The following is a 23,006-nucleotide window of genomic DNA, read 5'->3' on the forward strand; positions in this document are numbered from 1 at the left end:
AGGAATGAGGATAGGGTCGTTTATTGGTTTTATAAGATCATTTCAACGTGACCTTTACTCACGGATTATATTGAATTACATTTTGTTTCACCCTCAAAGCGCCGTTTCACCAGAGAACAAAAGGTATAATAGTCTCAGAATTTTTTACCCACTCACCATAATCAGAGGGAGCCATGTCAACCAAATTAAACTGGATTGATGAGGAACTTGAAAACCTGAAGGATTCAGGCCTGTATAACCGGATTCGCACACTCAGCTCACCGCAGGGTGCCTGGTTGGTCGTTGACGGCAAGCGAGTCCTCAATTTCTGCTCGAACAACTACCTGGGGCTGGCCAATCACCCCAAACTGGTCCAGGCTGCCAAAGACGCCATGGATAAATACGGCGTCGGGCCGGGGGCTGTGCGCACCATCGCCGGCACCATGGATCTGCACCTCGAACTCGAGAAGCGGATTGCCAAATTTAAGGGTGTGGAGTCGGCAATCACCTTCCAATCGGGCTTCACCGCCAACCTCGGCACCATCCCAGCGTTGGTGGGCAAAGAAGACCGCATCTTTTCCGATGAGCTGAACCACGCCTCAATCATTGATGGCTGCCGGCTCTCCGGGGCAAAGATCGTCCGCTATAAACATGCTGATCCCGCCTCTTTGGAAGCCGTGATCCGGGAAAATGAAGGCCAATATCGGCGCGGCCTGATCGTGACCGACGGCGTCTTCTCCATGGATGGGGACTTCCCACCACTCGATAAAATTGTCGAGATCGCCGAAGCCTACGACATGATGCTGATGGTCGATGATGCCCACGGCGAAGGCGTTTTAGGTAAGGGCGGCCGGGGGATCGTGGACCACTTCAACCTGCATGGTCGGGTGGATGTCGAGGTCGGCACCTTCTCCAAGGCCTTTGGCGTGATGGGCGGCGTCGTTGCCGGGAACGCCAAGATCATGGAATGGTTGCACCAGCGCGGTCGGCCCTTCCTGTTCTCCTCTGCAGTCACCATCCCCGATGTCGCTGCGACCATTGCCGCGATTGACCTGCTGGAAGAATCCACCGAACTGGTGGATCGGCTTTGGTCCAACGCTGAAATGTTCAAAAACGGCATGAACGAACTAGGCTTCGATACCGGCAAGAGCATGACGCCGATCACCCCCGTTATGCTGGGTGAGGCCAAACTAGCTCGCGAGTTCAGCCGCCGGCTTTATGAAGAAGGTGTCTTCGCGATGGCACTGGGCTTCCCCACCGTGCCGCGAGGTCTGGCCCGGATCCGCGTGATGATCTCAGCAGCCCATACCGATGAGGATCTCAAACAATCTCTGAAAGCCTTTGAGAAAGTTGGAAAAGAACTGGGCGTGATCTAAACCTCAGACTGATTTATTGACAATTAATAGCCCTCAAGAGTAGTCCTTTATAGCTAATTTTGAGGGCTTTACTTTAAGCGATAAAATCCCTTCAAGGGCGCTGCACGGATCAATGACATTTTGAAAGGCCGAAATGACCGACAATATCAAAAAAACTAAAGCCTTCCTATTTAAGAAATTTGATGAAAGCGCTTATTACGCTCATTATATGGAGCGCAAAGAACAAAAGGATTACCGTTTAGAACACACTATGCGGGTGGCAAATCTCGGTGAACAGATCGCACGAGCCGAAGGCCTGGATGTTGAAGCTCTAGTCATCGCCTGCCTGCTGCACGATGTGAGCTATTGTGAGGAGTTATCAGGGGAAGAAGATTGGCTCAATCACGGCAGACGAGCAGCAGCCATCGCCAGGCCATTTCTTGAATCCCTCGACCTGGAACCGGAGAGAATCCAGGAAATCTGCTATGGGATCGCCATCCACGTGGATGACAAGTCGGATTTTGAAGGTGAGAGAACGCCGCTTGCCATCTCTGTGGGTGACGCTGATAACCTGGACCGCTTTGACGCCTACCGCATTTATGAAATCCTCCAGATGAAGGCGTTCAGCAAGATGCCCATTGCAGAGAAAAAGAAAACGGTTACAACCACTCTGGAGAGACTTAATAACTACATCAACATGACACTGGGGACCGATTTTGCGACCAAATTATGGGTTGAGCGAATAAGCTTCTTCCGAACCTTTTATCTGAAATTGCTTGATCAGCTTAAAAACAGTGAATACCCGGCTCCAAAATAGAAAAAACCGTCTTTAAATCAGAACACTCGCTGAAAGGATTTTTCAGCGAGTGCTTTTTCTTTAGTTATTCTGTTCTGAGGATTTTTTACACAGGGCTGGCTTCTTTTGGTGTTTTGAAAGGGTCAAATCCGGGGTTGGTCCCCGCCCAACAGCAGCTGGGGTGACGGAAACTGTTGCAGGCCAGGCCTCGCGAGCAGCGATGAGCGATGATCCTGGGGGCTTGCTCCGGCAAGTAACTGGCCGGGTATACGATCTCAGCCTCCAGGGCAACTTCCTCGCCAGCATGTTCGCAGTAGGATACTTTGATCACTTCCCAGTTCTTAAAGGTCATCGTCTACCTCCATAATAAGAAAGCTTACCAATATTGTAGTTGGATTATAGCATATACCCCATTCAGTCAAAACCTATTCTTCGTCCTTGTGTTCTTCGGCATATTTCTGGAAAGACTGCTTCCGATACCAATTGATGATCGGTGCAGCTAATCTACGAAGATAATACTTGGCCTGAATCGCAGAAAGCCAATGCCCCCCGTTGCGATAGTGGACTTTGAGCATCTCCGGCCAGCACTGAGAATCAGCAACGATTGTCTTGGCGTCACCATGCAGCCGGAAACCGGCCCAGGTGCGGTCGGGCAGGTAAACCAAGGGTGCCAGCCGTGCAATCCGAACCCAAAGATCGTAATCCATTGCGAAATAGAAGGACGGATCCAAGGGGCCAACCTTCTGCCAGATTTCCCGCGGCAGGAAAGCCGTTGCCTGGGGGATATGGACATATCCTTGCTGCAGCAATTTATGATTTGTCTGCGCAGAGGGAAACTTACCAATCACATGATCCTCAGCATCGAGGAAGTCACAATCCGCATAAACCAGCCCAACATCCGGGTGCTCTTCCAGATAGGCCACCGCCTCGCTGATCACACCAGGATAATACACGTCATCCGAATTCAGCCATGCAATGTACTTCCCTGTGGCCCGATTGAACCCCTTATTGATCGCGTCCGTCTGGCCCTTATCCGGAACCGATTCCCAATACGCCAGCCGGTCAGCATATTCCTGGATGATCTCCAGGCTGCCATCATTCGAACCGCCATCAATCACAATATATTCCAAATTCGGATAATCCTGATTGAGAACGGATTCAATCGTCCGGCGGAGGAATTTGGCCTGATTATAAGAAGGGGTGATAATTGAAACGAGGGGCGCTTGGTTCATAAGCAGTAATTATAACTTTCATGGACAATTATTGAGAAAACCGAATCAAATAATTATACCGGGATTGCTAACGGTCATCTATTCTACTTTATTCCAAATAAAAACTTCGACTAATCGGAATTTAGCAGATATATATGGGCCTCATTTGCGTCATCTGACCAGACCAGAGATAAAGCCTTTCCCTCCTGATCAAGCACAAGGTCCCAAAGGATTCTTGGAGCTTCCTCGTCCAGATAGATCGCAGAAAAATCCTGAACCGTCATCCATTCAATGAAATCACCCGAAGATTCGAATTCAGGAATATCACTCGCACTAAAATTAGCCACCTCGCGGTCGGCCATCAAGACAACTGAGGACGTTCCGGTTAAGACAATGCTATTCGGTTCCGTGACTGCCCGTAGCTCCAAAGAAGCCCTTTCCCGATAATCCTGTCCTAAAACACGAGGTGAATAGATCCGATAATCCGCTTTCAACATGAACCCGGCTACAAGCAGCAACAACATGGCCATGGATTTCCAGTTTGGATATTTCTCTTTCCGCTTCATAAGCAGTAGAGATAAAATAAACCAGAAGAGATAAACCAGCATGGCCAGCATTACACCATCTTCACCGCGCAAATAGGCGAAGATCAGGCCTGCGCCAAAAACACCCATCCAGATATATTTTTCCCAGCCCTTTTTCAGGTTCTCCAAGATTCCCACAAGGCCCTTTGCGGCCAGGGCAAACGTGACAAAAAGGAACATATAGAAATATCCGGGGCGAACCAGCGTTCGAGCAATGACCGCTCCAAACGGTAGAAACCAGACTAAGTGCAAGAGGGCAAGTTTTATCTTCTTGTTTCGTAAATATTCGACAAGACCTCGAATGGCTAACAGGACAATGAGAGGGGCATAACGACGATAGTGGGCAGAGAGGAACACACCGGGGATCCAGGTGACCACTGCTTTCAATCTGCGAATATATGCCTCAGGATTCCGCTTGATCGCATTGAACATTGAGTAGTCATTTTCTTCCGGTGTACCAAATAGCTGCCTGGCGACATAATAACTTTCTGTCGGACCAGCAAACCGTTGAGTACCGCCTTGGAGGTCCACCTCTTGTCCCTGTTCAAACACCGTGTATGAATAAGGGCCCATGCCGGTAGCAAAATCTCCGGTGATTGCTCCCCGCAGGAGAATATATCCTCCCGCCAAGGCAACGAATGGAATCATCCCAGACAAGACAATTTGCCACCACTTATTCTTTTTTAGCCCTACAATTACCAAAAACCCAACCAACGCAAAAATGAGCACAAGTGCATCGCCCCGCGTCAGCATCCCAAGCCCAAGCCAGAAAGACGCCCATCGTAAATGTTTCAATTGCCAAGTTTTAATAAATCGGATCGCTTGTGAAAAAGCAAGGGCAGAGAAAGTTATAAACAAGGGATCCGCAGGATATTCATATATTGTGACCAGGGCTGGAGATAAGAGCAACAATCCCCAAAGGATCATTGGATTGAAGTGGGATTTCAAGGCCTTCCCAACTTGCCAAAAGCCCAAAAATAAACCAGAGAACAATAAGAATCTGCCCAGCGAATCTGTCTGAACAAGCCAAAATGGCGATGCTTTGAATGGCAGATAACAAATTGCATAAAAAATTGCTGTCATCGGGCTGCCACTGAAAGAGGGAATCACACCATTAACAAGCTCTTTTCCACTTAGCAAGTAATAGGTCTCATCCCAAGGTGTAATATCACTTAAATTAGGGAGGAAATGAGGTAGATAGAGCAGGACAGCGAAAAGGTAAATATAAAAAGAAGGATTGGTCAGTAATGAAAGGAAACCCCGCTTTCCCCTCTCCCAGATTTGGTTCATTGTGTTGGGTTGGTATTCTCGATTCATTTATCTCCTCAAATTTCCACCTGTTAAAAATAATTACATCCAATGGATCCCGTCTTGATCCACCACAAGTTTCTGGTCGCGGTGGGTAACCTGCCTTCTGGTCTTGCGATAGGCTAAAAACAACCCCGAAAGGCCTAAAGCACCGCCCAAAGCCTGAACCCACTTGTACCAGACATGCCAAACTGACTTTCGATCAATCGCCCAGGCTTTTTTGAAATGCGAAAGCGCCTGGTTTGGCTCGCCGGAATCGATCAGCCGCCTGGCGGAAAACACATGCAGACCGGCCTGGATCTTTCGATCATATTGCTGCAATACGGCGTCAAATTGCGGTTCGGCTTTTAGCCCCTCCACGAAATTAAAGGCTTCATCCACAAATTTAGCCGACATGGCAATCGTCTTGGCGTCTTCATGGGTCCGCTCCACAGCCCAAAACTCATCCACATGCTGGACAGGATGCACTGCAGCAATTCGCACCCAAAGTTCATGATCCAGGATCAGATGACTTTCCTGCCGGAGGTAACCCGCCTGTTCCAGAGCTTCCCGCCGCATGAATACTGCCGGTTGCAAAAGGACATTGAATGCCAGCAGGTCATCCAGCGAATACTGGCGGTAGGGATGCCAATCAAGCAAATATCCTTCGCCATCCACCATCACGCCATTGCCATAAACCATCCCCAGTTCAGGGTTCTCCGTCATCACCCGAACCGCTTGGCTGACGACATTACAGGTGTAATAGAGATCATCTGAATTAATCCAGGCCACGACCTCTCCCTTGGCCTGCTTAAAACCCTTGTTGATCGCCTCCGCCTGGCCGTGATCCTTTTCGGAGACCCAGAATTCCAGCCGATCCTCATATTTGCGGATAATCTCCTGACTGCCATCGGTAGATGCGCCATCAATCAAAATGTATTCAATGGGTGCATAATCCTGGCAGAGTACTGAGAGCATGGTCTGCTCCAGATACTGCGCCTGGTTATAGGAGGGTGTGATGATGGAAACAAGCGGTTTTTGATCAGTCATTTCTCATTCTGTTGTTTGCGGAATATACTCCGGTAGTAGGTATAAAATAAGATGTCTTTCACCATCTGACTCAAAATACCACTCATCTTTGAGTGAATATGAACCATCCTCCACAATTTCAGGTGATGAGGCATCCAGCACAATGATACCGCATGGCTCAAAATCCGGGGATTCCAGGCTAGCAGTAACATTATCAACCGCATAATGTTCAAGGCGATATTCTGATGCATCAGGTGTCAGAGTAGCCCAAAATAAATATTCAGGTACATTTTTACCCAAAACCATACCATATTCACGGCAGCCTGAGGTATACATCTCATAGGTCATTTCTAGGATTGCACCCTCATATGCCTGATGGTTTGCAAACAGAAGCCCTTTGCGGGACATCGTCCAAATGCTATTTCGGTTGGATTCTGACCAGGAGAATGAGCGGGAATGATTGTTTAGTAAGGGATTAATCAACCAGGCCAAAAGCGCCGCACAAACCAACCACCCCATCCAACGGGGAAGGCACCTACTAAAAATATATCCAACTGCTGGGGCAAAAAGAACATAATATGGGATAAAATACCGTGTTCCCCAGACTTGCCAGCGAAATATCGCTGAGAAGATCACCATACCCAAAAAAGCTGCTATACAAAGATACAAAACCTTTCGGTCTTTTGAACAGTTTTTCTTTTTGAACAAAGAAATTAGCAAAACTAAAACCACAAAACAAGTTACTAAAAAGTGAATAGGATTTGCAGCAACCTCTTCTCGGGTAGGTACAATAAAAAACTCACCTGGTCCATTGGTGATCGTCTGGTCAAACACACTTATACCCATCATATTATGAATCGTTGTCAGCGCTTTCATCATAATCTCATTTACAAAACCGATAGAGATCATTTGAGTCACAATATTTCGGGAAAGGTTAGATATAACAACATCCAAACCAAATCGTTGATTGAGTGTGAAATCCGCTGCCGATGAATTTAAGGGATCACCAAATGCATTAAAGTTCCTCAGCCATTGGCCCGCATTAAGACTACCAACCGCCAAAATACCTATCCCAATGAATACTAAAATATCTTTCCAATTTTTCTTCTTAATAAATATGATCAAAAGCCAAATCAGTACCGGTAGAACGAAAAATGGAAAATTCCCTTTGGTAAGTAAACCCAACCCAACAGCAATACTTAAGGAAATCTTATCCCAGACTCCTAGATTCTCATGAGTTGCTTTAATAATGTAATATGCGACCGCAGAAAAGATGAAAGCCAAAACAAGGTCATTTTTCGCACCGGATGCCTGAAGAACTACTATAGGCATGGTCAAAATGAATATTGCTGAAATCCACTGACCGTTCTTTTTCGCTCCAAATTGACCAGCGGCCGCACTGACTGCTACCAATGCTAAGACAAGGCTCTGCCATTGGTTATAAAAAGACATCACATCATTTCCCGTTAGGAGGTAAAAATTCAGCTGGATCATCTCACTAAAAGGCGGCATCCAGAGCTGCCAGGTGATGGATGTTGGGAAATAATCAAGTGTACGATTTTGGATCCAATGCATGACCCGGCTCATGTGATAGGTAAAGACATCATGAATTGTCGGTGGAGAAAGGATACCTGTAATGAATAGTATTATCAGAATGATAATAATCAGAACCAGACTAATCCATCCAAAGATTTTTTTAGGCAAACGAATTGAGTTTATTATCTGATACCAACCAAAAGCAAATCTTCCTGTTTTCCAAAGAAAGATCAACAAGACAAGTATCGTTAACGCCCAAAAAACAATGACGCCTAAACTTGTAATCTCGGAAATAAGGCTCAGAATCTCAGTTCCGATGACAAGCCAAGCTGACCATATTAGCGCAGATCTAATTAACGATTCTTGCCAAATAAAATCTGAAGGTTCTTCAGAAGTCTGAATGGATGCACTATATATCCAGAATAGCAATATACCAATTACTGGAAGTAATGAAAGAACAAGCATCTTAGCCCCTTATTTCTATTTATTCCTTAAACAGACTTTCATACTCAACTTTATTTAAGACGGTCAACTTCCCGCCCACAGTGGCGTCCAGGACCTGTCGTCCATCCGCCTCATAAGCAGCCTTCGCCATCCGGTAAGCCCTTTCTGAGCCTTCAAGGTCGGGTAGCTGCCAGCGAAAACCCTTTCCGAAGTATTTACCGGAGAAGTGGTTCGGGTCATCCCCTTCAGAGGTCACCGTCGTATTCGCGGGACCTTTGGTCACGAAATTATGATCCACCCCAATCAGTATTGCCTCAGAAAAGCCCATAAAATAGGCCAACTGCAGGCAGACATAGGTCACGGTAAAACCTTCAAACATCCGCCCAGTCGCGTCACCACTGAAATCTTCGGGCAGGGTGTAATCCGTATCCAGGAACATCATCTCCGGCCCCGCCTCAAAGAATTTCCGGGCGCGCCAGGTGACGAATTTGGGCAGGTCCAGTGCAGAAATATCCGCATGACACTGTTCCAGCACCAGATCATTTACCGAAACCAAACAGGAAGTCTTGAAATCATACTCATCAAAAGCCAGGTAAATGCGGTTCATCCCAAAGGTGAATTCCCCGGCCAGCTTAGTCAGGTCGGTATTGCGCAGGCTGGGGCCGTTACCCACAATGAAGCAGCGCTGACCGGCATATTTGTTCCGATACTCCTCCAGGCGGGCCTTATTATGCATCCACGCCGGTGAAAAGATCTTCGCCATCAAGTGCCGGTCACGGTTATACCAGGACCAATAACGGTCCGACCCGAACCGCCAGAGCGATTCGGGCAGGGCTTTTTTAAGAGTTGATTTCACGGACATCAGATTACTCTGTGCTCAGCCGGGCAGTCGCGCCGCCATCGGCGATCAATGCCTGACCGGTGATGAAGGAGGACTGGTTATTATCAGCCAGGAAGTAAATCACGCTCCCGATCTCCTCCGGCAGGCCAACCCGTCCATTGACGGTCTTGGCAGCAAGGTTATCCAACCGCTCCTGCATATCACCATGGCCGACATGCCCGCGGTTGAGGCCGGCCCGCAGCATGGGGGTATCCACTGCACCGGGCAGGATCGCATTCACACGGATATTCGCGGGTGCAAATTCAATCGCCATCGCTCGGGTCAGTGCCAGGAGACCGCCCTTGCTGGCGGCATACGCAGCGATATTTGCGGAGGTTGCCACGGCATGGACGGAAGAGGTGTTCACAATCGCGCCGCCCCCCTCAGCCTTCAATAAAGGATAGGCCAGTTTGGCACCAAGGAAAGCTGAACGTAGATTGGAAGCTATGGTCATATCCCATTCTTCCGCAGTCGTCTCAATCAGAGGCTTGGCGATCTGAACAGCGGCGTTATTTACCACGGCATCCAGGGTGTCCGTTTCAGCCTTGACCTGATCATAAATCCCTTCGATCTGTTCAGGCAGGGAAATATCAGCCTGAATATAAACGCCATCCGCCGGAAATTCATCATATTTAGGCTCCCGGTCCACACCGAAAACCCGCCAACCATGATCCGCAAAGACTTTAACGGTCGCACGGCCAATGCCACCTGCCGCACCGGTAATGAGCATTATCCTGGTCTCTTTTTCAGTCATAAGTGATTATCCTTCCATTTCTAGGGTGTTGAAATCTCGAATATTAACTGAAGGTTCCTGGGGTCAGCCGCCGTATTCCGCTTTCAATGCCGCTAACCGATCCGTCGGGATCTCCAAACCAATGAGCAAATTCTTGATCGTGTTCCAGTGTACCCGTTCCCAAAAGCGGGGGCTTGAATTCGTGTTGTGGGGTGAAAGGAGCACATTATTCATCTTCAATAAGGGGCTGTTTGCGGGCAGTGGTTCATCCTCAAAGACATCCATCCCTGCACCGCCCAACTTACCCTCTTGTAATGCCTTCACCAACGCAGGCTGGTCAATGATCGGACCGCGAGCGGTATTGATCAAAATTGCGCCCGGTTTGACCCAACTCAGGGTCTCAGCATTGATCAAATGCTGGCTGGTGGGGTTCAAAGAACAGTTGATGCTGATGAAATCTGAACGTGAAAGCAAATCCTGCAGGCTGGTCATCTCCACACCGTTTTCCAGCAGGAAATCCGGGGCGACATCCACAATGTCATTCCCGAGCAGTTCCATGCCGAAGCCGCGGGCTCGCCGCAGTACGGCTTGACCAACATTGCCGACCCCAACTACACCAAGGGTGCATTCGCTGAGGGTCTTACCGTTGATCTTCTGCCACTCACTGGCTTTCATAGCATCATCCAGCCAGGGGATGTTGCGTGCAAAGGAAAGCATATATCCCAGCACACTCTCCGAAACCGGTACGGTGAAAGCGTTGGGGGTATTGCCCACCATCACGCCAAAATCAGCCGCAGCCGCCTGGTCAATCGAATCGATGCCGGTGCCCCATTTGGAGATCACCCGCAGCCGAGGCTGGCAGGCTTCAATCACCCGGCGGGTATAGCGGTCATCACCGCAAATCGTGCCGTCAAAATCGCCGGCATAAGCCAGGATCTCTTCTTCCGAGAGGCGCTCATGCACTTCCGGGACGATCAGGTTCAGGTCAAAGGCTTTCAAAACCGGCAGCAGCCGGTCCAATTCCGGTAACATATAGGGGGCGGATACTAATATATCTTTCATCAATCGACTCCAAGTTCAATCTCAGGTTGAGGGTCAGTCAACACCGTGGATCTGCTTGTAAATGGTTTCCGCCACGGTGAAATCCAATTCCTCGTCAATGTCCCAGGCTTCATTGGCCGGGATTTCAAACATCATGGGGCGTTCTCCCAGCCGGTTTCCCCGCGAGATCAAGATCTGGAGCGGGAAAATATAGATGCAGGAATTTTCCTCATAGATCGGCGGGAGGTCCTGCGTGCGCAGGAGAACGTTTGGGTCATGGTTAAGGGGCAGGCCGTTCTGGTCATAGAGCCGGGTCTGCAACCTGGTGACTCCAAAGAGGGAATCATGCTCAGGGTAATTCTCAAAGAAGGTCTTCACAGCCCTGGCCACCGTTTCAGAGGTCAGCAGAGGGTTGGTCGTGTGGGTTTGCAAATAGAATTCCGCTTCCACTTCTGCCGTGTCGTGAAGCAGGATGTCATTCATCGGTATGGTGCCTGCCCGAAGCTCATCAGGACGGCGCAATCTGGTCACGGTGGGGAAATCCTGCTGCAAGCCCTCCAGAATCAGGTCACTGTCCGTATCGACAACGATCCGGTCAATGGCCTCCACTGCCAAAAGGGTATTCAGGATATGGTGATAGAGGGGTTTGCCCGCCAGCGGCCGGTAATTCTTCCCGGGGACCCTCTCAGAATGGTGCCGCATGGGTACCAGTGCAGTTAGTTTTTTTGTCATAAAATACTCTCGGCTACCTTTTTTCTCTGCCAAGTGATATATTATAAACTACAATAATCGCAATACACCAACAAGCGTATTATACTGGAAACGCCAATGGGAGGACACCATGGCAAAAAATAAAAATAGGCAAGCCTTGCTTGTTGCAATACCTTTTGTTCTCGCAATTCTAATTATGCTGCCACGTTTATTGTCTCCACAGTTTGGGCTGTTAGATGATGCTACAACCTTGCAACAAGCCCGAAATTTCCTCGGCGGGGATTTCAGTATGAGCCACGACTTTCAAGCAGGGCGTTTTCGTCCCATATACTGGCTTTATTACACAATAATCTATTTTTTCGCGGGTTACCACTCTTTCTGGTATTTCATAAGTAACTTAGTTATCTTATTTATCCTTCTGGTCGAAATCCGGCTACTCCTGAAGCGTTCAGGTGCTGCGGAATGGCAAATACTGCTGACTAGTTGCATCTTTCTTTTTTCAATGCCCATCATTGGGAATTTTTATACCCTTTCTAAAGGTGAGCCATTACAACTAACACTCATAATTAGCGCTATTCTCGTCCTAACCCCCAAATTTGTACACGAAGAGAAGTTACCATGGGCCAAAGGCATATTCGCCGCATCCCTGCTCCTACTAGCTATCATGGTGAAAGAGACAGCAATTGTCATGCTTCCTTTGATTGTATTCTGGGCGCTTTACGTCACATATTTTAGGAAAAACAAAAACCTCAAATTGTACCGGAAGAATTATTGGATGTTGGTAGGTTCAGTAACCATTGCAGTGCTGGCTTATTTTGGCTTAAGACAATCCATTCAAAGCACCGGTTTATTAGAAGGTACATATACTGACCGTTACCTGATAGATCTTGGAGAAACTCTAAATAAACTACTCCGGTGGGTAACACAATACGCGTATTATTTTCATTACACCATGCCCATCACTTTATTCTGGGTTTGGTTTGTTATCAAGAAGATTTCCATTAACCAAAACCAGAAATTCATGCTTTTTCGTTGGGCTACTTGGTGGTTTTTTTGGTTTGTAGTTTTCATTCCCTGGACATATGCAGAAAGTTATTATCTCCTACCTTTCGCCTTTGGGGGAGCCATGCTGATCGGTCTCACTGCGCCAGTCTTTCTTAATACGCTTAAAAGGTCAAAAGCTTCAGGCCGGACAGTTCCACTTATTTTAGGCATTCTGGCAAGCCTCCTGTTCCTTTTGACACTCCCTAATTATCGAACTGAAGCAAAAATGCAATTAGCATTTGACCAAGCAAATAATGAAATGTTAACTTACCTCACCGAAACAGCTCCCGAAAATTCCACCGTTCTGATGAACCTGCGAACAAGTAATGAATATTCCGAAAAGTTTGATATATATTTAAAGGAGCATTATCAGAGAACAGATATTAGCTTTGGAGTACTTGATAGCACCCAAATGGAAACTGTGAACACCCAATCCTGTGTTATCGCTCTCATGCCTTATATTGAAAACCAACCTACCCTCACCGTCCGTGCCGGGATTGAGGAAACCTACCAAGATAGGTGGAATGAGACTTTCCTTATGACAACTGAGGAAAACCGCCAACAGCTAAGTGTTTTTGAAGAATCATTCCGCTTATCTAATATTAACTTACCTATCATTCTTTGCAACTTCGGGTTAGATGCTGGCTTCTGTCAAAACCCTGATCCTCTCTTTGATTATCGAGCATTCACTTATGGGTGGGAGATTTCCAAAATTCAATGAACATTCACACTACTTCGAGAATTTCAATTGTTGTTCCCATATTTAATGAAGCTGAAATATTGGAACAATTTCATCACAACCTAAGATCTGTCCTCAATGAATTGCCGAACCCGGCAAATATTTATTATATTGATGATGGCTCAACAGATTCCACGCCAGAGATTCTTTATGACCTAGCTCAGAAGGATGAACTAATTCGGGTGATAACGCTAAGCCGAAACTTTGGACACCAAGCCGCGCTATCTTGTGGCATCGAATCTGCTGATGGTGATGCCATCATCACCATGGATGGCGATGGACAGAACCCACCCGAGCTCATTCCTGAAATGGTGAAATTTTTTCAGGCCGGCTATGATATTGTCATCTGCCAAAGAAAACAAACTCAAAATCAATCCTTGTTCAAACGATTGACCTCGCAGAGATTTTATAAACTCATCAATACGATTGGTGATCAAAAAACAATTCCAAACGCTGCAGACTTTCGTTTGCTCTCAAAACGGGCTGCCCAGGCGCTGATATCCATGCCAGAATACCACCGGTTCCTGCGGGGAATGATCGGATGGATCGGTTTCAAGTCAACTATTCTGCAATTTGATCCCCCACCTAGAATTGGTGGTCAATCTAAATACACCGTTAAGAAGATGCTAAACCTCGCAAACGACGCTATCTTTTCATTCTCTTTATTTCCACTTAAATTGGGATTATTCACTGGCGGTCTTTTTTATTTTCTCGCACTGATTGAAATTTTGTATATCCTGTTTTTATGGATATCTGGCAATACCAGCCAACTCGAACCAGGCTGGAGTTCTTTGATGTTCATGATCCTCATTGTTGGAGGAACCCTAACAACTGTCATCAGCTTTATTGGAATCTATATCGGATATATTTTTCAAGAAGTAAAAAACCGCCCAGTATATATTATTAAAGAAAAGAATATTCCACCTTCCGATGAGGATTAATCTACTCTGTAGGTAGGCTATTATTTACAGAATTAAAATACTAATCTTGCTCATCGCTTAGCAGGAATGGCTTCCCTTCCAGCAGCCCCTCCGAGATCACTCGAAATGTGGGCGAATTCTCCGGCAACAAATCCTTCCATTTAAAATCGCTCATGCGCACGAAACCTGGCCAGATACCATCCGGTTTCAGGTAATCCTCAAAAGGCAGCGATGTACGGTAAAGTTGGTAATAGAGGAACCGGCGGGCATTTATTTTATGCTCCGGTGAAGCTTCCACCTTATCGGCATTGAGAAACGCTTCCAGTTTCGCCAGGTACGCCTCCTGCGTTTTGGGGAAGAAAACCGTATCCAATTGCGAAAAACGAGCCTTACCGGCACTAAGCACCGGCGCGCCCATGATCGCGGCTTCCATCCCAATCGTGGAGTTATAGATCATCACGAATTTGGAACGCTGGATCATCTCATAGGAACTGAAATAGGCCTGCGGGGGAATAAAGGTCACATTTGGCAGATCATCCACCTGGTTCTTCGCCGCCCAATCCGCCACGCTCTCGCGGCTGGCCTTGCCAGGGCGGGATTCATCCGGGTGGGCTCGGATCACGAATAAGGTCTCGGGATGCTGTTTAGCCACCTTCAGAACTTCATCGAGCCAGATGAACATATCCTCAAAGACCACATTGGCATGCGGCTGGCTGGTGTCGAAGATCACGTTGGTGAAGACCGGGACGACCTGCTTGAACTGCGCCAATTTCTCGATGAAATCGGCATCCAGGCCGCTCATCTCAGGCCAGAACTTCACGCCGGCCATGCTGAAATCGCCCTTGAAGCGTTTTGACAGATACGCATCCAGGCGCTGGTCCATCTTGGGGGTCAATTGAAAATCGTCCGGGATATCAACCGGATAGGCCGTGGCCTCCCCAGCAGTGAAGAAGGCGGAAGTGGCTCGCAGCCCAACCTCATGGGAATAGGCTGGGATGCCATGTTTCTGCGCCACCCAACGGGCGGCAGCCTCAGGGAACTGCATCCCATTGAAAACCATCACGGCCAGCGGGTGCAGCTCGTTGATGAGGGCTTCAAATTGAATAGCGACGGAATAGGCGGAAAGAATATAGTCTCGATAGAGCTGGGTGGTTGGGGCGTCATCCATCAAATGATGGCGGCGCAGGATCCACCGCATGGAGGGTAAACAAATCTCACCCAGCGGTATATCCTCATAAGTAAAGGTCTGCAATTCAGCCAGCGTCAATCCCTTGAGTGCATCTTCAAGGTCGGCATCCGGGTCACCGGCCATCCAGACCAACTCCTGCCGGTCATAAATGGCGTTGGATTGCTTCACGCAATGCTCGCAGGGCGGCTCGCGGAGGACGTCATCGGTTCGTGTCCCCAACACACAGCGGCGCATCCCGTGCAGACAAGCAAAATTGACCACCCGCACTCCCTGCAGTTGGAGTGACCAGCCGGTCAGCATGGCAAAAGCCGCGTTCAGGCTCAACCCGGTGATCCGGGTTGAAGCGTTGAATGAAATGATGACTCGATCATCTTTGGGGGCTGGCGCGAGGGCTTCTACCAAGCGGGCCATTCTGCGGATGTCACGATTTATGGCCTGCCGCGCCGGTTTAACCTGCAAGAGGTCTTTTGCTCTTTCCAAAACCGTCATAGCGTTTATCGTCCTAAATACTGTAACGGCGCATCTTGTTCAGAGAAGATTGCTCGCTGTCATAAACTTTTTTCTTGCCATCACCCAGGGCCTTCTCAGTCACCCGGATGTATTTCACCAGGGTGCGGATGCCCTGCGGCTCCACAGAAGCAGCCTGGTCAGAGCCCCACATCGCACGGTCCAGGGTCACATGCCGTTCCACAAGGCAGGCACCCATCGCCACCGCCACTGCGGAAGGCACCAGCCCAACCTCGTGCCCGGAATAACCAATCGGGCAGTCGAAGCGGTCCTGGAGGGTCTGGATCATTTTCAGATTCAATTCTTCCGGTGGGCAGGGATAGCTGCTGGTGGTGTGGCAGATCAGCAGATTATCGGTTCCAACCACTTCCACAGCGCTCTCAATTTCATCCATAGTGGACATGCCTGTGGAAAGGATGACGGGTTTACCGGTGTTCCTGAGCCCGCGCAGTAACTCATGATCGGTCAGCAGGGCCGAGGGTACTTTATGCGCCGGAGGGTTAAAAGCGTCAATGAACTCCAAGGAAGGAATATCCCAGGAGCTGGCCAGCCAGTCAATACCCAGTGACTTGGCATACGCGTCAATTTCTTCATACTCTTTTTGGTCGAATTCCACTTTATAGCGGTAATCCAGATAGGAGATATAGCCCCAGGGGGTATCCCGCATTTGACCCTTTTGATGATCCGGCACGCAGATCTCGGGGGTCCGCTTCTGGAACTTCACTGCATCCACCCCAGCTTCATGGGCGGCTAAGATCAAATCTTTGGCAACTTGCACGCTGCCGTTATGATTGATGCCAACTTCGGCGATAACATAGGTTGGGTGACCTTCACCCACCATTCGGTTCCCAATTTTGATTTCACGAGCCATTTGAGTCTCCTTTGCAATCCCGCCGGGGTGTCCAACGGGGTTTCGCATCATTTTACTTTTTTCCGGGATAGAAGGATATCACAAACCTCACGCACAGCGCCATGCCCGCCTTTATGGGCAAGGACCTGATCCGCTTTGCTTTTTACATCCGGGTGCGCATCTGCCACCGCAACGGCGCAGGCCACCACTGGAAAACAGGGTAAATCGTTGACGTCATTGCCAACGTAGATCGTCTCTTCGGCGGAGATGGCGTTTTCCGCCAGATAAGTCTTCAGAAGGCTGGCTTTATCTCCTACCCCATGGAAATAGGGCAGCTTCAGCTTTTTGGCGCGGGCCGCCACCACCGGATTGGTCTCGGTGGAGATGATCACAGCCTTGAACCCAGCGGCCAGCAGGAAACTAATACCCATGCCATCACCGCGCTTGGCGGCCACAAACTCCTGGCCGTCCTGATTCACCCATACCCGGTCATCGGTCATCACGCCGTCAAAATCAAAGACGACCAGCGAGACCGTGTCGGGCCAGGCTCGGCGCTGCGGTCCGGGTGAGACCATCGGCAGGCCAGATTCCCGCACCAGCCATTCATAACGCGCCCAATCACGCAGGTTATCAATGTCAACGGTATATTCAGGGTCAATATGCACCGGCAGGATCACATCCCCACTCATCGAGTGCTTTTCGTGGATGGTTGCCGGTCGGATCACGTCGATATGTCCGGTTTGCCAAAAGACAGGGGGTAATTTCTGGCGGGGAGCGTTATAGGGTTCGGCAATCCCATCTACCTTTAGGAGAGATTGCATCCGGCCATCGGCCCCGATCCGCCACATCTTATGGGGGTTCTGCCCAGCAGGGACAATGCCCCGCACGGAATCTGCCTCAGGATGAGTGAGCAATTCACTCACGGCCCGGTCCACCAAACCCACCGGGCGGACAGGCGAGGTCGGCCTGAGCTGGATCACCAGGTCAGGGGAATACGATTCGTTTTCAGCCAGCCAGTGCAGGACATGCTCAAAGACCGGCAAATCGAGGGTTTCATCACGAGCCAGTTCATCAGGCCGCAGGAAGGGCACTTCCGCGCCCAGCTCCCGGGCCACAGCCGCAATTTCTTCATCGTCCGTGGAAACGATCACACGGGTGACCGATTCGGACTGCTTTGCGGCTGCAATGCTGTAGGCAATCAGGGGGAAACCGGCAAAATCTCGGATGTTCTTGCGCGGGATTCCTTTAGAGCCCCCGCGCGCGGGGATGATCGCCAGAACTTCCGGTCGGGCTACCATGCCGTCCACCCGCCATCCACAACCAGATTCGCACCGGTCATATAGGATGAGGCTTCGGAGGCGAGGAAAACAACCGCCCCGCTCATCTCGTCCTGGTTGGCCATCCGGCCAATCACGGTACGGGAGGAATAGGCTTTGAGAAAAGTATCATCATGCTTGTTATAAACACCGCCGGGGGTCAGGGCATTAGCCCGGATATTCGTCCCGGCGTAATAGGTGGCGAGGTATTTGGTCAAGCCCAGCACACCGGCTTTGCTCACAGTGTAATAAACAGGCTTATACTGTCTCGGCCCATCCGGGCGCTCATAAAGGCGCTGATCCGGGCCCACCAACCCATAGGTTGAGCAGATATTGATGATCTTCCCGTAATCCTGCGCCACCATCTGCCGGGCAGCCGCCTGACAGGTCAGGAACATGCCAGTCAGGTTCACATCAATGGCTTTTTGCCAGGAATCCAGGGGGTAGCTTTCAAAAGCATTGCCGGATTGGGCATCCACATTATCGGGGTCAAATTTAGGGTCCAGAGCGGCGCTGTTGACAATCACATCCAGGCTGCCAAAATGGTTCACCGCGCTGGCAACCATACCGGAGACCGAAGCAGGATCCGTGACGTTCACCTGCACGGGCATAACGTCAATCCCGGCATCCGCCAGCTTGCCCGCATGAGCCTCCGCCTGAGAAAAGTCCAAATCAGCGACGACCACCTTTGCGCCGGCCTCACCCAAAGCCTGGGTGAACTGGCGGCCAAGCAACCCCGCCCCCCCGGTGACCAGGGCAGTACGGCCCTCCAGGGAGAATTTATCCATGATCGTTGTCATGTATTATCCTTCACAAATTGTAAGTTTTTCAGATTGATATTATACCAGCGGAGACCATCCAGGCGTGACCAGGATGGAAAATGATTTGTTTTTGGGAATAAATAAATGTTATTGCTAGAAGAAATATTCCTGCCCCTTCAGAGAAGATTGATGCGCCGTTTCAGTGAGTTCCAAGGCTCGGATGCCATCCGTCAAATCACAGCGAGAAGCTGCATTTCCCCTAAGCAGCGCCAGGAAGTGCGCCGTCTCATCTATGAATAATTGGTTCCGTTCAAAACCCGCAGGGGGTGAAAAAGTTTCCCAGCGGTCCTCGTCCACCGAGTATACTTCCGCCGCGCCTGTGGCATTATCCCAACGGACCAGCCCGCGCTCAAAGCCAATTTGCAGGGTATGTTCAGGTGGACGCTGGAAATAATCCAAATGTACGGAACCGATCAGGCCACTTTCAAATCGCAGGGTGATCTCTGCGACATCCTCCACATCCAACTCGAGGTCAGAGATCTTGCCGGTCTTGGCCATCAGAGAGGAAACATCACCAAAGAGCCAGCGGACATAATCCAACGGATGGCAGAGTGTGTTCACTACCCCACCGCCCAGGTCCTTCTTGGCGGCGTAGGACTGGCGATAGTCCTCCCAGGGGTGCCAGCCGGGCAGATACTCACCCCAATGCACTCGGAAGGACAGCGGACGTCCCAGTCTACGGGACGCAATCAGATCGCGGATTTGGCCTAATGTCGGATGGAAGCGAAATTGGAATCCCACCAGCACTTTCAGGCTCTGAGCTGCAACAACTTCCTGCAGTTCCATCACCCTTTCACCCAGCCTGTCAGCGATTGGCTTTTCCAAGAAAAGGTGACAGCCCGCCTTAGCCGCTGGCAGGGCCACATCCAGATGGCAGGCTGTAGGGTTCGCCACGATCACCGCATCCGGTTTTTGTGCCAGCGCCTTCTCCAGATCAGTTTCAACGGGATATTCCGCCAATTCATCATCCGGCAGGGTGCTGAGATGGGTACGGTAGAGCAGAATATCATGCTCGCCCAGCGCAACCAGATTGCGCAGGTGCCGTCTGCCGATTGATCCCAGGCCCGCGATCATAAATTTCATAGGATTTCCTAAAACGAGGTGTTAATCGTCAATATCTACTGGCGTGACGTCATCCTTGCCACCGTACTCATCCAACTCGTCCAGTTCATCCTGCACGCCGGTGCCCTTCTTTTTATTGAAGAAGGCCACGATCTTCTTCCAGTAGATCCGGACACCAACGCCGATGCCCAAAAGACCGGCCAGCAGCATTTGGATGATAAAGCTCCCTGAACCGGGATCCAGATAAGCCAGGGGTTTCAATAAGATAATGATCCGCATTAGCAACCTCTTTCCAGTGTCGTTATGCTACTACTATTTTTTTACCTGCATCAGATACAAGGTTCGCTCCGATTCGGGGACTGAAACCTTGTGGAGAATATCAAATTGGGTTTTAAACGCCGCTTCAAATCCGTCCTCTGTGTAGTCATCGAAGATATCCAACCGGGAAGCGAGCAAGCGTTTCACCTGAGAATCGGCCTTGGGAACAAATTCTATCACCAGATTCTCACAAACCTCACCAAAGAATTGCGCCAGTTTAGGCAGCGGCACGTTATTGGAAATGGCCAAATGATGGACCAAAGCTAAAGCAAAGGCCATCGGCACGGGGCCACGCTCGATCAACGATTGGCGTTCACGGTGCGCCCAACCCAAACCGGGTGAGGGGTTGGTCAAATCCATCACAAGGGGCAGCAGGTTCGTTTCACGTGATTTGCGTGCCTGGATATAGGCTTTGGAAATCGCATTGGCGTCAATATCAAAAGCCACGGTGAATATCCCGCGGTCGCTGGCGATCCGACTGAACTCGCCATTGTTAGCGCCCAGGTCCCAAACCTCATCAGGTTGGACCTCATCCACAAACTTGCTGATGATCGCTTTCTTTTCCTCAAAAGCTGTATCGGAATAATTGGTGATGTCATAATATTCCGCCCATTCCGTGCCGGTGGTCTTGACGGATAGGCCCTTGACGGTGTTGCGCAGGCTATCCAACAGCCCAATCAGGGCCTGCTGGCTGACCTTGCCCTTGACCTCCTCCTGCTTCACTTCCTTGCCGGCATAACGGGCTTGTGTGCGGGCATGCAGGTGGATGTGGGTCATCAGCCCGAAGTTCAACTTGGTCCCGAAGGGGAGCAGCTTGGCGGCCACGTCCAGCGGAATGCCATCTATAAACAAACGGCTCATCAGGTTCAGGCGGAGGTCTCGTTTAGCCATCAATGCGAGCGGCGCCAGGAAGTGCTGGCAGAATTGTTTATAGGCCACCCAGGGCGTGCCCTCTTCATAGGTCTCAAAGGAGAGCGTATCAATCAATTTCCAGGAGCCATCCACAAACTGGAGGTTATAGGCGCTGGCGTCCTTGAGGATCATGCCGTGACTGAGCGCCATCCGGGTCAGGCGCAGGGTCATCAAAGCTGCGCTACGCAGTTCATGGAAGCACCATTCATAGGGATAGGATATGAAACGGACCTTTTCCGGTTGAATGATCTTATAGGCCAGTTCCGGCTGAGGCGCTTTAGCGATATCCACCTCTTCATGCGCCACCATCAGACCATTATCGACCAACTCCTGATACAGACCGGATTTCATCAGTTGGTCATAATGGGACTGGTATTCCTGGTTCACCTGCCGATAAAGCACACCATCCTGGTAAAACAGGAACCCACTGGGGTCTCGGAATGATGCAAATTCCTTTTCCATCATCAATCAGCCATCCTTGTAAACTATTTTCCCGGTTAACTTAGGGCTCTGTTTTCTATTGTCCTTCAGTGGAAAACATTAACCCAATCATAACTTTTATCTTTCAACAGGTCAAAGCATAGATAATGGTAGCAATTGAAATTCATACCAAAATTATCCTTTGCTATCCTGAAAAACAAGTTTTGGGAGACAAAAAAGCTCTCCCCAAATTATTTCTGTTAAAAAGAGCATATTTCGTTGTGCAGAATCTATCTAAATTGTACAAACTCCCTGAAAAATCACCCATTCAACCAGCGATAGAGCCGGTTGACAATCCCCTGAACGATGAAGCGAATCCACTTCACCTGGACCAGACGCTGCATTAACCCACCCGTCTTTTTCACCGGTTCCGCAGCCCGGACCTCCAGCCCCGATTGACGCGCCAGTTCAGCCACTTCATCTGAAATCGCATTGCCCATCAGGCGAACGGTCTGCCGGCGGGTGCAGAAGCGAAGATAGCCTTTGGCATCCATCCGGTCGTCCATCTCAACCATCCGGCCCATCACAGCCTCGCTCCAGCCTTCCGGCAGCATTTCCCCCAAGACTTCCTGGATCACAGCCTTCGGACAGACCATCTGGAAATGATGCGCCGACACCCATGCCTCCAGGCCTTCATAAGTGACAATAATATCCTCAATCCCTGCCACTTCCTGCTCATAGCGCTCCCAGGTGCGCCCACTGTTGATCAGATATTCTTCTTCCCACTTGCGGGGCATCAACAGGCCGCATTCCGTCTGCATCCCCGGCTGGTTCACGAATGCCAGAGTGCTCTCGGAGCTCATTGCCACCCGCTGCCGGATATAGAAACCGGTCACCGCGCCCACATTAGGGAAGGCGTCAATGATCTTCAAATGCTCACCCAACCAGCCCGGCAAATGGAAAACATCATCATCCGTATAGGCCACGATCTCACCTGGCGCACTATTGAAAATGATCTTCAAGGCGTTCAGCTTGCCGATGTTGCGTTTGGAAAGGATCAGGTAGTCGATCTTCCCTTCAGATTCCAGAGATTTCAGGTAATCCACCATCTCTGGGCAGCTGCCGTTATCAAACACCAGCAGGTCAAAAGGCTCCTGAGTATTTGCCAGGATGCTCTCTATAGTCATCCGGGTTACGTCCAGCCGGTTTTGAAAATATCCGGCCTGGTGAGGCGCATAAACCAACACCGCTACCGTTGTGCGGGCCGGTGTGAATTCCAGTTTCTGTCCCCGAGAGGGGTTAATCCCAATCCTCGGCATCTT

General features: G+C 49.6%; 21 protein-coding genes. 4 read left to right on the forward strand and 17 right to left on the reverse strand.

All coding sequences use genetic code 11. The features are described from left to right. Window positions 1-173 precede the first annotated feature (173 nt). Window positions 174-1,355: a glycine C-acetyltransferase gene (locus JR338_08205; protein ID QRN82411.1), complete on the forward strand. Its 1,182-nt coding sequence runs from the start codon at window positions 174-176 to the stop codon at window positions 1,353-1,355. A gap of 133 nt (window positions 1,356-1,488) precedes the next feature. Then, a complete protein-coding gene (locus JR338_08210; protein ID QRN82412.1) occupies window positions 1,489-2,151 on the forward strand; it encodes an HD domain-containing protein in 663 nt (220 codons plus the stop codon). An 85-nt stretch (window positions 2,152-2,236) separates the two neighbouring features. Here JR338_08210 and JR338_08215 read toward each other — a convergent pair whose 3' ends face one another. The 9 genes from JR338_08215 to JR338_08255 form a co-directional block, all read right to left on the reverse strand. Next, window positions 2,237-2,482, reverse strand: coding sequence for a hypothetical protein (locus JR338_08215; protein QRN82413.1), 246 nt, complete (start codon window positions 2,480-2,482; stop codon window positions 2,237-2,239). A 73-nt stretch (window positions 2,483-2,555) separates the two neighbouring features. Continuing rightward, on the reverse strand, window positions 2,556-3,362 hold the full coding sequence (locus tag JR338_08220) for a glycosyltransferase (GenBank protein ID QRN82414.1): 807 nt from the start codon (window positions 3,360-3,362) through the stop codon (window positions 2,556-2,558). A 110-nt stretch (window positions 3,363-3,472) separates the two neighbouring features. Further along, window positions 3,473-5,215, reverse strand: a complete 1,743-nt coding sequence (locus tag JR338_08225) for a hypothetical protein (GenBank protein ID QRN82415.1) — start codon at window positions 5,213-5,215, stop codon at window positions 3,473-3,475. A gap of 60 nt (window positions 5,216-5,275) precedes the next feature. Further along, the gene (locus JR338_08230; protein QRN82416.1) at window positions 5,276-6,262 is read right to left on the reverse strand and encodes a glycosyltransferase; all 987 of its coding nucleotides are present in this window, start codon (window positions 6,260-6,262) and stop codon (window positions 5,276-5,278) included. Window positions 6,263-6,265: 3 nt separating this feature from the next. Then, window positions 6,266-8,242 (reverse strand): glycosyltransferase family 39 protein, encoded by a 1,977-nt coding sequence (locus JR338_08235; protein ID QRN82417.1) that lies wholly within the window; start codon window positions 8,240-8,242, stop codon window positions 6,266-6,268. Window positions 8,243-8,261: 19 nt separating this feature from the next. Then, window positions 8,262-8,984: a DUF115 domain-containing protein gene (locus tag JR338_08240; GenBank protein ID QRN84393.1), complete on the reverse strand. Its 723-nt coding sequence runs from the start codon at window positions 8,982-8,984 to the stop codon at window positions 8,262-8,264. Window positions 8,985-9,087: 103 nt separating this feature from the next. Beyond that, the gene (locus JR338_08245) at window positions 9,088-9,855 is read right to left on the reverse strand and encodes an SDR family oxidoreductase (protein ID QRN82418.1); all 768 of its coding nucleotides are present in this window, start codon (window positions 9,853-9,855) and stop codon (window positions 9,088-9,090) included. A 63-nt stretch (window positions 9,856-9,918) separates the two neighbouring features. Further along, the gene (locus JR338_08250; GenBank protein ID QRN82419.1) at window positions 9,919-10,896 is read right to left on the reverse strand and encodes a phosphoglycerate dehydrogenase; all 978 of its coding nucleotides are present in this window, start codon (window positions 10,894-10,896) and stop codon (window positions 9,919-9,921) included. 33 nt (window positions 10,897-10,929) lie between these two features. Then, a complete protein-coding gene (locus JR338_08255) occupies window positions 10,930-11,607 on the reverse strand; it encodes an acylneuraminate cytidylyltransferase family protein (GenBank protein QRN82420.1) in 678 nt (225 codons plus the stop codon). A gap of 109 nt (window positions 11,608-11,716) precedes the next feature. On the opposite strand from JR338_08255, the gene JR338_08260 reads away from it, so the two are divergent. Next, the gene (locus JR338_08260) at window positions 11,717-13,351 is read left to right on the forward strand and encodes a hypothetical protein (GenBank protein ID QRN82421.1); all 1,635 of its coding nucleotides are present in this window, start codon (window positions 11,717-11,719) and stop codon (window positions 13,349-13,351) included. Next, complete coding sequence (locus JR338_08265; protein ID QRN82422.1) at window positions 13,348-14,310, forward strand: glycosyltransferase family 2 protein; 963 nt, start codon at window positions 13,348-13,350, stop codon at window positions 14,308-14,310. The genes JR338_08260 and JR338_08265 overlap by 4 nt, the downstream gene beginning before the upstream one ends. 40 nt (window positions 14,311-14,350) lie before the next feature. Here the strand turns inward: JR338_08265 and JR338_08270 are convergent, their stop codons facing one another. The 8 genes from JR338_08270 to JR338_08305 form a co-directional block, all read right to left on the reverse strand. Beyond that, entirely contained in the window at window positions 14,351-15,967 is a 1,617-nt protein-coding gene (locus JR338_08270; protein ID QRN82423.1) for a hypothetical protein, read from the reverse strand. 13 nt (window positions 15,968-15,980) lie between these two features. Next, window positions 15,981-16,856, reverse strand: a complete 876-nt coding sequence (locus JR338_08275; GenBank protein QRN82424.1) for an N-acetylneuraminate synthase family protein — start codon at window positions 16,854-16,856, stop codon at window positions 15,981-15,983. 47 nt (window positions 16,857-16,903) lie between these two features. Continuing rightward, on the reverse strand, window positions 16,904-18,133 hold the full coding sequence (locus JR338_08280) for an acylneuraminate cytidylyltransferase (GenBank protein QRN82425.1): 1,230 nt from the start codon (window positions 18,131-18,133) through the stop codon (window positions 16,904-16,906). Beyond that, window positions 18,127-18,951, reverse strand: coding sequence for an SDR family oxidoreductase (locus JR338_08285; GenBank protein ID QRN82426.1), 825 nt, complete (start codon window positions 18,949-18,951; stop codon window positions 18,127-18,129). Before JR338_08285 ends, JR338_08280 begins: the two co-directional genes overlap by 7 nt. A 114-nt stretch (window positions 18,952-19,065) precedes the next feature. Further along, window positions 19,066-20,055, reverse strand: a complete 990-nt coding sequence (locus tag JR338_08290; protein QRN82427.1) for a Gfo/Idh/MocA family oxidoreductase — start codon at window positions 20,053-20,055, stop codon at window positions 19,066-19,068. A gap of 21 nt (window positions 20,056-20,076) precedes the next feature. Further along, on the reverse strand, window positions 20,077-20,313 hold the full coding sequence (locus JR338_08295) for a hypothetical protein (protein QRN82428.1): 237 nt from the start codon (window positions 20,311-20,313) through the stop codon (window positions 20,077-20,079). Window positions 20,314-20,346: 33 nt separating this feature from the next. Continuing rightward, a complete protein-coding gene (locus JR338_08300; protein ID QRN82429.1) occupies window positions 20,347-21,729 on the reverse strand; it encodes an SAM-dependent methyltransferase in 1,383 nt (460 codons plus the stop codon). Window positions 21,730-22,004: 275 nt separating this feature from the next. After that, window positions 22,005-23,003: a glycosyltransferase family 2 protein gene (locus tag JR338_08305; protein QRN82430.1), complete on the reverse strand. Its 999-nt coding sequence runs from the start codon at window positions 23,001-23,003 to the stop codon at window positions 22,005-22,007. Window positions 23,004-23,006 lie beyond the last annotated feature (3 nt).

The sequence above is a fragment of the Chloroflexota bacterium genome (assembly GCA_016887485.1).
Classification (GTDB): Bacteria; Chloroflexota; Anaerolineae; order Anaerolineales; family Anaerolineaceae; genus Brevifilum.